The sequence below is a fragment of the Streptomyces sp. NPDC043996 genome, from assembly GCF_056435225.1.
Genome location: NZ_JBWKEY010000011.1, coordinates 242,182 through 257,084 on the forward strand (window position 1 = coordinate 242,182; position 14,903 = coordinate 257,084).

Sequence of the window (14,903 nt, forward strand, 5' to 3'; positions counted from 1 at the left end):
GCCCCGCCCGACCGTTACCGTTGCTCCATGCACGTACAAGGAGTGGATCCGCGAGACACCGCCTGGGAGCACGACGACGCCACCTACCGGGCGTACTTCTGGGACAGGACGTCGACCGTGTCCGACGAATACGAGGTGACTGGCGCCGATGTCGAGGAGGTCCTGGCCTGGGTCCGCGCCAAGGCGGAGGAGACGGGCTCGGCCTACACGTTGTACGTGCGCGTCACCGACGGGGGCAAGCCCGGACTGGTGCGCCTCAGCGGGGTGGCGGGCGACCCGTTCGCCTGAAAAGCGGCGCCGGGAGCTGCACGCCTTGTCCCCGAGAGGGGAAGAGGACCGGCGTCGTTAACCGCCCGCTGGCAGTGTCGGCTGCTTTACCTATCCCGCCGGTGAACGCCCCGTCAACACGTGGCCGTGCCGACTCTCTCCACGCGTAACCCGGGCCTGTCGGGAATGGGGTGTGCGATAGCGGCACTTGGCATCTCGCGCGGTCGGTTCCGCGGATTCCGGTCCGGCTGTGCCAATGCCTCGCACCGCGCTTGTCCCCTCGTGCCGACAGGCCGTCGCCAGGGGCGTCGCCGGAAATTCCGTTTGCGTATCCGGAGGCTGTCCGGCGAGTGCGGGACCCCCTCTGTGATGTCCCGCTATCACAAACCCAGCAAGCCACGCGAGACCTTTATCCGGACAGCCGTAGCCGGTGGCAAGCGCTGTCCTGCCAGCAGGACAGCGCACGCCACCGCGGGATCGTGACCGCGGGGCGGGTGCGCATTCCGTCCTTCGGCTCTTTGTGCTGCCCGCGCCTGACCACTTCGAATCGGCGCCCGGATGACGGGGCGATGCGGAGGAGATGAGGGGGCGCGGAACCGGGCCGTCAAAATCCGCTGTTCATTGTTTGTCGAGCTGATCAGTATGGGAAACGCTGCATGGACGTCGTTTCCTCGCCCGCGATGGGTCTTCATCGCGGGCATTCGCTGTCGGCCGCCCCACTGACCGGCCTTATCCGCGATGAGTTCGACGTCGGCGTGTAGGTCGCGACGGTGTTCCGCAATCGGTCCGTCGCCGAGTCGGCAGCTCGGATCGAGGGGTTGACCACCACGTCGAAGCCCCCCACTGCTGAACGACATGACCGCTTAGGAGTAGCGTCGATGATCCCGTTGTCCTTCGCCCAGCGTCGGCTGTGGTTCCTCCACCGTCTGGAGGGCCCGTCCGCGACCTACAACGTTCCGTTCGTGCTGCGCCTTGAGGGGGAGCTGGACACGGCGGCCCTGGCCGCGGCCGTGACGGATGTGGTCGTCCGGCACGAGAGCCTGCGCACCCTGGTCGTGGAGGACGCGGACGGCACGCCGGAGCAGCGGGTGCTGCCGCCGGCGGAGGCGGCCGTCGCCTTCCAGGTCGTCGACGTGGCCGCGCGGGCGGTAGAGGCGGCGATGCGCGAGGCCGTGCGCGCGGGGTTCGCCCTGGACACGGAGCCGCCGCTGCGGACCACCGTGTTCCGTATCTCCCCGCGAGAGCACCTGCTGGTGTTCGTGTTCCACCACATCGCCGCGGACGGCGCGTCGATGTCTCCGTTCCTGCGGGATCTGATGGCGGCGTACGCCGCCCGCCGACAGGGGCGCGCGCCGGAGTGGCAGCCGCTTCCGGTGCAGTACAAGGACTACACGGTGTGGCAGCGGCAGCTCCTCGGCGACGAGGGCGACCCGGAGAGCTTCGCCGCCGAGCAACTGGAGTACTGGCGGCAGGAGTTGGCCGGAGTGCCGCAACCGGTGCGGCTGCCCCTCGACCGGCCGCGGCCGACGACGTCCGACCATCGCGGCGGCTACCTCCGGTTCGAAGTGGAACCCGAGCTGTTGACCGGGTTGCAGCAGCTGGCCGCGCGGCGCGGTGCCACGGCGCCCATGGCCGCGCAGGCCGTCCTCGCGGTGCTGCTGCAGAAGCTGGGTGCCGGAGACGACGTGACGATCGGCAGCCCGATCGAGGGGCGCGCCGATGAACAGCTCGATGACCTGATCGGGTACTTCGCCAACACCTGGGTGCTGCGGGCCGACCTGTCGCACGACCCGTCGTTCGGTGAACTGCTCGAGCAGGTGCGGGACCGGGCCCTGGCCGCGTACGACAACCAGGACCTGCCCTTCGAGCGGCTGGTGGAGCTGCTCAGCCCAGAGCGCTCCCTCGCCTACTCGCCGCTGTTCCAGGTGATGCTGGCCTGGCAGTTCGTGTGGCCGCAGATCGAGATGGAGGGCGTGCGGGTCACCCCCGTCTCCGCGGGCACCGACACCGCGAAGTTCGACCTGTTCTTCAACTTCATCCCGGGCCCGTCCGGGGGTGCGCACGGGCTGCTCGAGTACGCGACGGCCCTGTTCGACCACGCCACGGCCGAGCGCCTGGTCGACCGGTTCCTGCGGGTGCTGCGGCAGGTGGTCGCCGATCCGGGGACGCGGCTGCACGCGATCGACGTGCTCTCCCAGAGCGACCGGGACTGGCTGAAGGGCCTGAACGAGACGTCGGCGCCGGTGGACGCGGTGACCGTGCCGGAACTCGTCGCCGCGCAGGCGGCGCGGACGCCGGACGCGGTGGCGGTGGTGTCAGGGGAGACGGCGTTCTCGTACGCGGAGCTCGAGGCCCGTGCGGGCCGTCTCGCCGCGGTGCTGCGCGAGCGCGGGGTCGGTCCTGAGGACCTGGTGGCGGTGGCCCTGCCGCGCGACGCGGACCTGGCGGTCGCGCTGCTCGGCGTGCTCAAGGCCGGTGGCGCGTATCTGCCGATCGACCCGAACTACCCGTCCGCGCGCGTCGATCTGCTGCTCAGCACGGCCGAACCGGCGCTGGTGCTGACCGACGCGGAGACAGCGGCGGCACTGCCGCAGGGGCCGTCGCCGGTCCTGCTCCTCGGTGACGTGGACCTGGAAGGACCCGCCGTCGCGGCCCCGGACGTCCGCGTGGGGCCGGACCACCTGGCCTACGTGATGTTCACGTCCGGCTCGACAGGAGTCCCCAAGGGCGTGGGGGTCACCCACGCCAGCGTGGTCAACGGGGTGCGCGACCTGCGCCGGATCGCGCGGATCGAGCCCGGTTCCCGGATGCTCGCCGCGACGTCGGTGAACTTCGATGTGTCGGTGTTCGAGATCTTCACCGCGCTCACCTCAGGGGCGAGCGTGGAGATCGTCCGTGACGTCCTTGAACTCGCGGAGCGCGACGGCTGGTCGGGCGCCACCATCAGCGCGGTGCCCTCGGTGTTCTCCGCACTCCTCGACCAGGCCGCCACCGACGGCACGGGCCGTGTCGCGCTCGATGTGGACACCGTGGTGTTCGCTGGTGAGGCACTGTCGGCGGACCTCGTCGCCAGGGTGCGTGGCGCCCTGCCCGGAGTGCGTGTCGTCAACGCGTACGGCCAGACGGAGAGTTTCTACGCGTCCACGTTCACGGTGCCTCAGGAGTTCACCGGAAGCGGCGTGGTGCCGGTGGGGCGGCCGCTGGCGAACATGCGGGCCTACGTGCTTGGGCCGGACATGGCGCCGGTCGCGCCGGGGGTGACCGGCGAACTGTACGTGGCGGGCTGCGTCGCGCGCGGCTACCACCAGAGCGGCGCCCTGACCGCCGAGCGGTTCGTGGCCTGCCCGTTCGGGCCCGCGGGGACGCGGATGTACCGCACCGGTGACCTGGCGCGGTGGGACAGCGGCGGTCAGCTGGTGTACGCGGGCCGGGCCGACGCGCAGGTCAAGGTCAACGGCATCCGTGTGGAGCCGACCGAGATCGAGGCGGTCCTCGCCGGACACTCGGCGGTCAGCCAGGCCGCGGTGAAGGTGTGGGTGGACCCCTCCGGCAACGGTCGCCTCGTCGGCTATGTGGTTCCCGTGGACAGCGGCGCCGCGGAGGCCGACTTCGCCCTGGACGCCAACGTGTCGCTGTCGGAGCTGCGGCGGTTCGTGGCGGGGCGGCTGCCGGACTACATGGTGCCCGCGCAGCTCATCGTCCTGGACCGGCTGCCGCTGACCGCCAGCGGGAAGCTGGACCGGGCGGCGCTGCCCGAGCCGGAGTTCACCGGCACGGTCTACCGGGCCCCTCGTGGTGAGACCGAGCAGGTCCTCGCCGAGGTGTACGCCGATGTCCTGAGCGCCGAACGGGTCGGCGTCGACGACGACTTCTTCGCCAGCGGCGGCGACAGCATCCGCTCCATCCAGGTGGTCGCGCGCGCCAAGGCGCGCGGTGTCATGGTGACCACGCGCGAGATCTTCGAGCAGCGCACGGTGGCCCGCCTGGCCGAGCTGGTCGAGGGCCGCGCGGACGAGGAGCGGGTGGTACTGGCCGAGCTGCCCGGTGGTGGCGTCGGCTGGGCGCCGCTGCCGCCGACCGCCGCACACGTCCTCGCCCTGGGCGGAGGCATCGGCCGGTTCTGCATGTCGGCGCTGCTGACCTTGCCTGAAGGCATGGGCCGGATGGGTCTGGCGGCCACGCTGCAAGCCGTGCTGGACCGGCATGATGTGCTGCGTTCTCGACTTGACCGGGCCGAGCGGGGCCTTCAGATCGCTCCCGTCGGCAGTGTGGACGCCGACGCCCTGGTACGGGAAGTCGCCTACGACGGCGCCGATGTGAAGGCCGAGCTGGACGCCGCCGCCGACCGCCTCGACCCCGACGCGGGCGTGATGGCCCAGTTCGTGCGGCTCACCTCCGCCACCGAAGCGGACCGGCTCCTGATCGTGCTGCACCACCTGGTCGTCGACGGCGTGTCCTGGCGCATCCTCCTGCCGGACCTGGTCATGGCCTGGCAGCAGGTCCGCGACGGCGACACCCCGCGACCGGCGGCGGAGGGCACATCCCTGCGCCGGTGGGCGCACGCCCTGGCCGAGGAAGCGGCCCGCCCCGAGCGGGTCGCGGAACTCCCCGTATGGCAAGAGCTGCTGTCGAACGACGCGGAGCCCGTGCTCGGTGCACGGGAGCTGGACCCGGCCCGTGATGTCACGGCCACCGTGGACACCGTCCGCGTCCAGGTCCCCGCCAACGTGACGGAGACCCTGCTGAACACGCTGCCCACCGTCTTCCGCGGCGGCGTCGACGACGGACTGCTCACCGGCCTCGCCCTCGCGCTCGCCCGCTGGCGCCAGACCCACGGCACCTCCGGCGACTCCACGCTCATCCGCCTGGAGGGCCACGGCCGCGAGGACCACCTGGTCCCCGGCGCGGACCTCTCCAGCACCATCGGCTGGTTCACCGCGATGTACCCCGTCCGCCTGGACGTCACCGGCATCGACCTCACCGACGCCTTCAACGGCGGCAAGGCCGCGGGCAAGGCCATCAAAACCGTGAAGGAGCAGCTGCGCGCGATCCCGGACAACGGTCTCGGCTACGGCCTGCTGCGCCACCTCAACCCCACCACCGCCACCGCCCTCGCCAAGGAGCGGTCGCCGCGGATCGGCTTCAACTACCTCGGCAAGGCGTCAAGCGCCGACCTCCCCGAAGAGCTGCGCGGCCTGGGCTGGGCCCCCGACACCACCCACGCCGACCTGATCGCAGCCCCGGACGCGGACATGCCCGCCCTGTCCGCCCTGGAGATCAACGCCGTCGCCACCCCCAGCACCGAAGGCGGCGGCGAGGAACTGACCGCGTACTTCGGCTTCCCTACCGGTGTGCTCTCCCGCGAGGAGGTCACCGAGCTCGCCGGACTGTGGGTCGAGGCCCTCACCGCCCTGGCCCGCCACACCACCACTCCGCGAGCGGGCGGCCTGACCCCCAGCGACGCCCCCCTGGCCGCCGTCGGCCAGGGCGAGATCGACGCCTGGGAAGAGCGCTTCGGGAAGCTGGAGACGGTGTGGCCGGTCACCCCGGCGCAATCAGGCCTGCTGTTCGAGTCGATGCTGGCCGGGGCCTCGTTCGACGCGTACCACATGCAGCTGGTGTTCCACCTGTCCGGCCAGGTCGACCCCGAGCGCATGCGCCGCGCCGGACAGGCTCTCCTGGACCGCTACCCCGCCCTGCGCGCGGCCTTCGTCGACCGGGCGGACGGCGAGGTCGTACAGGTGGTGCCGGAGGCGGTGACCCTGCCCTGGCAGTACCTGGATCTGACCGCCGTCGAGGAGCCGGAGCGGACCGAGACCTTCGAGCGGTTCCTCACCCAGGACCGGGCCACCCACTTCGAGATGGGCAGCCCGCCGCTCCTGCGCCTCATCCTGGTGGCCCTCGAATCCGACCGGTCCGAACTCGTCCTGAGCGCCCACCACGTGCTCTTCGACGGCTGGTCCACGCCCCTGCTCATGCGGGACTTGCTGCTGCTCTACGGCGCCGACGGCGACGTGTCCGGGCTGCCCGCGGCCCGTGACTACGGCGACTTCCTGTCCTGGCTCGACCAGCAGGACCGCGCGGAATCCGCGCGCGTGTGGGCGGAGGAACTCGAAGGGGTGCGGGAACCCACGCTGTTCAGACCGCACTCCCGCACCCGGCACGACAACACGGGCATCAGGAACCTCGAAGTGGTCTTCGACGACAAGCAAGGCCTTTCCCGGCGGGCCGCGCAGCTCGGCGTCACCCTCAACACCCTCGTGCAGGGCACGTGGGCCGTGCTCCTGGCCAAGCTCACCGGGCGCTCCGACATCGTCTTCGGTGCCACCGTGTCCGGGCGCCCGCCCGCGGTGAAGGGCGTCGACGACATCGTCGGCCTGTTCATCAACACCGTTCCCGTCCGCGTGCGGTGCGCGCACCAGGACACCTTCGCCGACGTGCTCACCGCGCTGCAGGACCGGCAAGGCGGACTGCTCGACCACCACCAGCACAGCCTCGCGGAGATCCAGCGCGCCACCGGCCTCAACACCCTGTTCGACACCATGGTCGTGTTCGAGTCCTTCCCCGTCGACCGGGAAGCCATCGTCGAGGCGAACTCCTCGGCCGGTGTCGCCATCACCGGCCTTCGCCCGTTCGCGGGCTCGCACTACCCCGTCATGCTGACCGCCGCGACCAGCCCGCAGCTGCAGATGGCCCTTCAGTACCAGCGGGACCAGTTGGACGAGGACGCGGCGGCGAGCTTGGCCGACCGTCTCGTGCGCGTGCTGCGGCAGCTGATCGCCGACCCGTCGGTGCCGATCGGAGCGATCGACGTCCTCGCGGCGGACGAACGGGACTGGCTGGTACGGGGCGTCAACGACACCGCGCACCCGGTGGCCGCCAACACCGTGGCGGAGGTGTTCGAGACGCAGGTCGAGCGGACGCCGGACCGCGTCGCGGTGACCGCCGACGACGCGACGCTGACCTACAGCGAGCTGAACCGGCGCGCCAACCAGCTGGCGCACTGGCTGATCGCACAGGGAGCGGGCCCCGAACAGCTGGTCGCGGTGCGCACCGCGGGTTCCTTCGAACTGCTGGTGGCGGTGTACGCGGTGGTCAAGGCGGGCGCCGCCTTCGTGCCGGTCGACCCCGACCTGCCCGAGGCACGGATGCGGCACGTCCTCGACACCACCACCCCCCTGCTCACCCTCGACGCGGAACTCCCCGACGTCTCCGGCTACCCGGAGACGAACCCGGAGCGCGCGCTGACGCCGGACAACGTCGCCTACGTCCTCTTCACGCCCGGGGCCACCGGCGGCCCGAAGGGCGTACCGGTGTCACACCGGTCGGTCATGAACCGCGTCCAGTGGGAGCTTGAGCGGTGCGACGCCACCGCGGTTGAGGACGGGATGCCGCTGAGCGGATCAGCGGGCTTCGAGGCGTCGGTGCCGGAGCTGTTCGCCCCTCCGCGCACAAGCGCGCGGGCGACCGCCGAGGTCACCGGCTGGCAGCGCGAGCCGGGGACGGACCGCCTCGCGGTCGGTACGCGGATCTGGAACACCCAGGTGTACGTCCTGGACGCGGCGCTGCGTCCGGTCGCGCCGGGGGTGGCCGGTGAGCTGTATCTGGCGGGTGCCGGGCTGGCGCGGGGCTACCTCGGGCAGACCGCGCTCACGGCCGAGCGGTTCGTGGCCTGCCCCTTCGGCGAGCCGGGCACGCGGATGTACCGCACCGGCGACCTGGTCCGGTGGAACGAGGAAGGCCAGGTCGAGTACGTCCCACGCACCGACCACCAGGTCAAGGTCCTCGGCTTCGACGTCGAGCTCGGCGACATCGAACACGCGCTGACCGAGCACCCCGGCGTGGCACAGGCCGTGGTCGTGGTGCGCGACGACGAGAACGACGAGCAGCGCCTGGTGGCGTATGTGGTGCCCGACCCGGACGCCGCCGTGGCCGGTGCCGATGCCGAGGCGCAGGTGGAGGAGTGGCGCGGCCTCTACGACGACACGTACACCGAACCCGGCGTGGAGACGTGGGGCGAGGACTTCAAGGGCTGGGACTCCAGCTACACCGGCAAGCCGATTCCGCTCGACCAGATGGCCGAGTGGCGCGAGGAGGCCGTGGCGCAGGTGCTGCGGTTCGCACCGCGACGGATGCTGGAGATCGGCGTGGGCACCGGCCTGCTCCTCTCCAAGATCGTCAGTGAGGTCGACGAGTACTGGGGCATCGACATCTCGGCCACGATCGCGGACCGCGTCCGCGAACAGGCCGCGCGGGCCGGTTACGGCGACCGGGTCCACCTCACCGCGCCCCAAGCGGCCCACGACGTGACCGGCTTGCCCCGGGGCACCTTCGACACCGTGGTGCTCAACTCGGTGGTGCAGTACTTCCCGAGCGTCGAGTACCTGGACCAGGTGCTGCGCCAGGCCATGGAGCTCCTCGCACCGGGCGGCCGGGTGATCGTCGGTGACGTCCGCAACGCCACGACACTGCGGGTCTTCCTGAGCGCCGTGGAGCGCGCGAGCCAGCCCCAGGCCTCGCACGACGAGCTGCGGGCCCGGGTGGAGCAGGCGCTGCTCGCCGAGCAGGAGCTGGTCATCACCCCGGAGTGGTTCGCCGCGTGGGCGCGTGAGCACGCCGACGGCGTGGACATCCGCCTCAAGCCGGGGCGGGCCCGCAACGAACTGACCCGGCACCGCTTCGAGGTCGTCCTGCACAAGCAGCCGTCCGACGTGCTCGACCTGACCGGTGTGCCCACCGTGCCCTGGGGCGAGGAAGTGTCCCGCCTGGACGGCCTGGAGGGCTGCGTGGCCCGGGCGGGCGGCGGCCCGGTGCGGGTGACCGGGATACCCAACGCGCGCGTGGCGGTGGAGTTCGCCGCGGCGGCCTCCGTCGGCGTCCTGCGCGGCGGCGCCCCCTCCGGCAAGGCGCTCGACCCGCAGGACCTCGCCGAGTGGGCGCGCGGGCGGGGCCTGGACGCGGTCCTCACCTGCTCGGGCACGGCCGCCCACTGCTTCGAAGCGGTGCTCCTGCCCGCGCAGCCGACGGGGCGGGCCGTGTCCGGCGCGTTCGTTCCCAGCGGTGCCGCGGGGCGGGCGCACGCGAACGCCCCCGCCCTGGCCACGGCGATCGGCCCGCTCCTCGCCGGGCTGCCCGAGTACCTGCGCGGGCGTCTCCCCGACTACATGGTCCCGGCCGCGGTCGTCGCCCTCGCGGAGCTGCCGCTGGACGAGGCCGGTGAACTCGACCCGCGGGCACTGCCGGTGAAGCACACCACCACCGTCAGCAGCCGGGGCCCGCGCGACGCCCGGGAAGAGAAGCTGTGCGCCCTCTTCGGTGAACTGCTCGGCCTGGAACGCGTCGGCATCGACGACAACTTCTTCCTGCTCGGCGGGCACTCCCTGCTCGCCTCCCGGCTGATCAACCGGGTGCGCGCCGAGATGGGCGTCGAGATCCCCATCCGCACCTTCTTCGAGCTGCAGACGGTGGCCGCGGTCGCCGCCTGGGAGCAGGGAGCCGCCGCCCCGCGCCGCCCCCGCTTCACCAAGCGCGCGGACGACGACGCCGCGCTGGTGATGTCCTTCGCGCAGCGCCGCATGTGGCTGGCCCACCAGCTGGAGCAGGGAGCGGCGACGTACAACATCTCGCCGGTGTTCCGCCTCACGGGGCCGCTGGACCAGGACGCTCTCGTGGCGGCGATCCGCGACGTCGTCGACCGGCACGAGATCCTGCGCACCACGTACGTGAAGGACGACACCGGTGAGCCCTGCCCGCGGATCCTGCCGTCGGCGGAGGCACTGGTGCGGGTGCCGGTGATCGAGGTGACGGCCGACGACGAGGCCGGCGCGATCGAGGAAGCCGTGGCGCACCGGTTCGACCTGGCGACGGAGATCCCGCTGCGGGCGACGCTGCTGCGCCGCTCCGCCCGGGAACACGTCCTGGTCCTGGTCATCCACCACATCGCCTCGGACGGCAGCTCGGGCGGTCCGCTGGCCCGGGGCCTCGGCGAGGCCTACGCCGCGCGCCTGGAAGGCCGGGCACCGGCGTGGGAGCCGCTGGCCGCGCAGTACCAGGACTACGCGGCCTGGCAGCGCGAGCTCCTCGGTGACCCGGCGGATCCGGACAGCCTGGCCGCGGAGCAGATCGCGTACTGGCGCGCGGAGCTGGCCGGGGTGCCGCAGCCGCTGCGGCTGCCGCTGGACCGGCCGCGGCCCGTGGTGCGCAGCCCGCGGGGCGACGTGGTCGACATCGTGGTGGAGCCGAGGGTGGCGGCCGGACTGCGGCAGCTGGCCGACGAGCGCGGGCTGACCATGGCGATGGTCATGCAGACCGCGCTGGGGCTGCTCCTGGGCAAGCTGGGCGGCGGGGACGACGTGCCGATCGGCGGCCCGATCGCGGGGCGCACCGACGACGGTCTCTCCGATCTGGTCGGGTTCTTCGTCAACACCCAGGTCCTGCGGGTCGACCTCGCGGGCAACCCGTCCTTCGCCGACCTCCTCGCGTGGGTGCGGGAGAAGTCCCTGGCCGCGTACGAGCACCAGGACGTGCCGTTCGAGACGCTGGTCGAGGCCCTCAACCCCAAGCGTTCCGCGGCCTACCAGCCTTTGTTCCAGGTGATGTTCGCCTGGCAGAACTTCGAGCGGCAGGAGCTGGAACTCCGCGGGCTCGAGGTGCGGTTCGAGCAGCACCTGACGCGGACCTCCCTCGCCGACCTGGTGTTCAGCATGGCCGAGGACGCCTCGGGGGCGGTGTGGGGCGACCTCCAGTACGCGACCGCGCTGTTCGACCGGGACACGGCCGAGGCCATCGCCACCCGGTTCGCGCGGGTGATCGAGCAGGTCGTCGCCGACCCGTCGACGCCCATCGGGGCGATCGACGTGCTCGCGGAGGACGAGCGGGACCGGCTGGTGCGGGGTGTCAACGACACCGCGCACCCGGTGGCCGCGAGTACTCTGCCCGCGGCGTTCGAGGCCCAGGCGGAGCGCTCCCCGGACGCGGTCGCTCTGATCGGCGAGCGGGAGACGCTGTCGTATGGGGAGTTCAACCGGCGTGCTAACCAGCTGGCGCACTGGCTGATCGCTCAGGGGGCGGGCCCCGAGCAGCTGGTGGCGGTGCGCATCCCGCGCTCGGTGGATCTGCTGGTGGCCGTCTATGCGGTGGTCAAGGCGGGTGCGGCCTACGTGCCGGTCGACACCGATCTGCCCGATGAGCGGGTGCGGCATGTGCTGGACAGCGCGAGGCCGCTGCTGGTGCTCGACGACGGCCTTCCGGATGTGTCCGCGTACCCGGAGACGAACCCTGAGCGTGTGCTGGTGCCGGACCATGTCGCGTATGTCATCTTCACGTCCGGGTCCACTGGTGTGCCGAAGGGTGTGCCGGTGTCGCACCGGTCGATCATGAACCGGTTGGCGTGGGGGCTTGAGCACTTCGAGGTCGGTGTCGAGGACCGGGTGTTGTTGAGCACGTCGGCGAGCTTCGATGTGTCGGTGCCGGAGCTGTTCGCGCCGCTGCAAGTGGGTGCGGCCGTGGTCATCGCGCGGCCCGATGGCCGCCGGGACCCGGCCTACCTGGCCGAGCTGATCCAGCGGGAGGGGGTGACGGGTGCGGACTTCGTGCCGTCGCTGCTTGAGGCGTTCCTCGCCGAGCCGTCGGCGCAAGAGTGCGTGAGCCTGCGCTGGATCGAGGTCGCGGGCGAGGCCTTCCCCGTCGCGCTGGCCGACAAGGCCAGCGCCCTGTTGCCCGGCTGCTCGGTGCACAATCTGTACGGGCCCACCGAGGCGTCGGTGGAGGTCACCGCGTGGCGGCACGTGCCGGGCTCGGAGCGGCTGCCGATCGGCGCGCCGATCTGGAACACCCAGGTGTACGTCCTGGACGCGGCACTGCGCCCGGTCGCACCCGGCGTCGCGGGCGAGCTGTATCTGGCCGGGGCCGGTCTGGCCCGCGGCTACCTCGGCCAGAGTGGGCTGAGCGCCGAGCGGTTCGTGGCCTGTCCCTTCGGTGAGCCGGGGACCCGGATGTACCGCACCGGCGACCTGGCCCGCTGGACCAAGGACGGCCAGGTCGACTACCTCGGCCGCACCGACCACCAAGTCAAACTCCGCGGCTACCGCATCGAACTCGGCGACATCGAGCACGCCCTGAGCCAACACCCCGGTGTGGCGCGGGCCGCGGTCGTGGCGCGCGAGGACCAGAAGGACGACCAGCGGCTCGTGGCGTATGTGGTGCCCGACCCCGCTGCCGCGGTGGCCGATGCCGACGCGCAGGTGGGGGAGTGGCGGCGCCTCTACAACGACCGCTACGCCGCCTCCGCCAACGAGGCCTGGGGCGAGGACTTCCAGCTGTGGAAGTCGCTGTACACCGGTGAGCCGATTCCGCTGGAGGAGATGCGGGAGTGGCGCGACGCGGCCGTCGCCCAGGTGCTGCGCCGCGCGCCCCGACGGGTCCTGGAGATCGGGGTAGGGTCCGGCCTGCTGCTCGCGAAGATCGTGGGTGAGGTCGACGAGTACTGGGGCACCGACATCTCCGCCACCGTCGTGGACCGCGTCCGGGCACAGGCCGAGCAGGCCGGGTTCGGCGACCGGGTCCGGCTCAGCGTCCAGGCGGCCGACGACGTCTCCGGGCTGCCCCACGGCCAGTTCGACACCGTCGTACTCAACTCGGTGGCCCAGTACTTCCCCAGCATCGACTACCTGGACCGGGTCCTGCGTCAGGCCATGGAACTCCTCGTGCCGGGCGGCCGGGTGATCGTCGGTGACGTCCGCAACGCCACCACCCTCCGCGTCCTGCTGGCCGCGGCGTGGCGCACGTCCCAGCCCCATGCCTCGCGCGACGAGGTGCGGGCGCTGATGGAGAGGGCACTGCTCGCCGAACAGGAGCTGGTCATCGCCCCGGAGTGGTTCGCGGAGTGGGCGCGTGAGCACGCCGGAGGCGTCGACATCCGGCTCAAGGCGGGCCAGGCACACAACGAGCTGACCCGGCACCGCTACGAGGTCGTCCTCCACAAGCAACCGGCCGACGTCCTCGACCTCACCGGTGTGCCCGCCGTGCCGTGGGGCCGGGAGGTGTCCGCCCTGGACGGCCCGGACGGCCTGGACGGCTGTGTGGACCGGGCGGGCGGCGGCCCGGTGCGGGTGACCGGGATCCCCAACGCACGCCTGCTGCAGGAGGTCGACGCGGCGGTCCTCAGCGGCATACCCGGTGTGGCCGCCCCCTCCGGCAAGCCGCTCGACCCGGAGGACCTCGCCGCATGGGCGCGTCAGCGGGGCCGGGAAGCGGTCATCACCTGGTCGGGCCAGGACGTCAGCAGCTTCGACGCGATCCTCCTGCCCGAACAACGAACCGACCAGCACACGGACCAGCGCGCAGACCAGCCGATGGTGTCCGGCGGGTTCCTTCCCGGCGCGACGGCCGGGCGGGCCCGGGCGAACGCCCCCGCTCTGGCCACGGCGATCGGTCCGCTCCTTGCCGGGCTGCCCGCGTACCTGCGTGAGCGCCTCCCGGACTACATGGTCCCGGCCGTCCTCGTGCCGCTCTCGGAGCTCCCGCTGAACGACTCCGGCAAGCTCGACCGGGGGGCCCTGCCCGCGAAACACTCCACCACCGTGAGCGGCCAAGGCCCGCGCAACACCCAGGAAGAGAAGCTGTGCGCCCTCTTCTGTGAGCTGCTCGGTCTGGAGCGGGTCGGCATCGACGACGACTTCTTCGTCCTCGGTGGACACTCCCTGCTGGCCACCCGGCTGACCGCCCGCATCAGCGAGGCGTTCCGCGTCGACCTGCCGCTGCGGACGATCATCGACCACCCCACGGTGGCCGAGCTGGGCGGCCTGGTGCTCGCCGGCGGCATTCCCGACAACAAGGCCGACTCGTACGGCGTCGTGCTGCCGCTGAACCGGGACCCCGGCACGGGCAAGCCGCCGGTGTGGTTCTTCCACGGCGGCGGCGGCCTCGGCTGGGCCTACTACACCTTCGCGCCCTACCTGGACCGCCCGGCCTACTCCCTGCAGTCCCGCGGCTCCAACGGCAAGGATCCGTTGGCGGGTTCGGTGGAGGAGATGGTCGAGGACTACCTCGCACAGATCCGCAAGGCCCAACCGGAGGGGCCGTACTACCTCATCGGCTGGTCCTTCGGCGGTCCGGTCGCGCACGCCGTCGCGGCGCGCCTCGACCAGGACGGCGACGAGGTGGCCCTCCTGGCCGTCCTGGACGCCCCGCCGGCGATCGACGGTCCGGAGAGCCCGTACAAGCAAGTGGTGGGCCGGACCCAGGCGGAGTACCGCGAGGACGTCGAGGAGGTCCTCGTGCAGTACATGAACACCGACAACATGGACGGCTTCCTGGGCAACATGTCGAGGGTGGGCGCCAACAACCTGAACCTGATGGCCGCGTTCACGTCACCGGTCTTCAGCGGCGATCTGCTCTATTTCAGCGCGACGCTGGACAAGGACGAGGAGACCTCGTGGTACGGGGCCGCCTGGCGGTCGTACGCCCTCGGTCGTGTCGACGTACACGAGGTGGACGCCTCGCACACGGACCTGCATATGCCGAAACCGGCGGGCCAGATCATGAAGGTCATCGTCCGCAAGCTGGCCGAGGAGTGACGGCGCGGGTGCGCGCGTCGTCGCGCCCGGACGAGCCAGCCAGGGACAACGACCCCCCGA

Annotated in this window: 2 protein-coding genes; both read left to right on the plus strand. The window is 71.7% G+C overall.

All coding sequences use genetic code 11. The features are described 5' to 3' along the window. Positions 1-27 precede the first annotated feature (27 nt). Positions 28-288 carry a hypothetical protein gene (locus AC07A4_RS28000; protein ID WP_478603520.1) on the plus strand — a complete coding sequence of 87 codons (261 nt, stop codon included), beginning with the start codon at positions 28-30 and terminating at the stop codon, positions 286-288. A gap of 857 nt (positions 289-1,145) precedes the next feature. Then, the gene (locus AC07A4_RS28005) at positions 1,146-14,843 is read left to right on the plus strand and encodes an amino acid adenylation domain-containing protein (protein ID WP_478603523.1); all 13,698 of its coding nucleotides are present in this window, start codon (positions 1,146-1,148) and stop codon (positions 14,841-14,843) included. The last annotated feature ends 60 nt before the right edge of the window (positions 14,844-14,903 follow it).

Excerpts from the sequence above, each read along its gene's own strand:
- AC07A4_RS28000 (WP_478603520.1), top strand. The coding sequence starts at position 28 with ATGCACGTACAAGGAGTGGATCCGCGAGACACCGCCTGGGAGCACGAC.
- AC07A4_RS28005 (WP_478603523.1), top strand. The coding sequence starts at position 1,146 with ATGATCCCGTTGTCCTTCGCCCAGCGTCGGCTGTGGTTCCTCCACCGT.